This window comes from Vibrio sp. 1069, from assembly GCF_033340555.1.
Genome location: NZ_JAWOWP010000454.1, coordinates 1 through 663 on the forward strand (window position 1 = coordinate 1; position 663 = coordinate 663).

General features: G+C 42.4%; 1 protein-coding gene. It reads right to left on the reverse strand.

Translation table 11 applies throughout. The annotated features are described in order from the left end of the window. Nucleotides 1-663, reverse strand: a 663-nt coding sequence (locus R7040_RS27095) for a HAMP domain-containing sensor histidine kinase (RefSeq protein WP_318097688.1), incomplete at both ends; no start/stop codon positions are given.

Genomic DNA, 663 nt, shown 5'->3' on the forward strand with positions numbered 1-663 from the left:
CTTAATATTACCGCCAAATGAACGCATGACTTTCTTACAAAACGGTAGTCCAAGGCCATAACTGCCCGATTTACCTGTGGTATAGAAGTCCTGAAAGATATGTCGAATCACATCTGGCGCAATACCTGATCCGTTGTCCGTCACTACAATTTGGTTGACCGTGTCATTACTCTGCATACTCACATGAATATGAAACTCGTCTGAACTGCGATGATGAAATGCGTTCTTAAACAAGTTATACATGACGTACTTTAACAATGTATCGCTACCCAAAAAGTCAAACTCACTTCTTGCATCGAATGAGATCGCGAACCTGTCTGTCGAACGTTTATAACTGAAACTCTCAATGGCTTTTTCAACCACCGATTGAGCAGAATATCTTTTGAAGGAAGAGCGAGATACGCGGTTTTCATCAATCGATGTGAGCAATAAATCGATTGTCTCGTGGCCTGAATGAATAATGTTCATCGCATCTTCGCTCACTTCACGGAGCAAGGTTACGTCTTCACCACTCATGACATACTGATCTTTTTCGCCCATCGCCTTTTTGTTAGGCAAGACAGACTGAATAACATCTATCGACGTACATAAGCCACTGAGTGGATTACGCATTTCATGAGCAATACCAGCGCCAAACGACTTAGCGAGCGATACTTTTGCTTC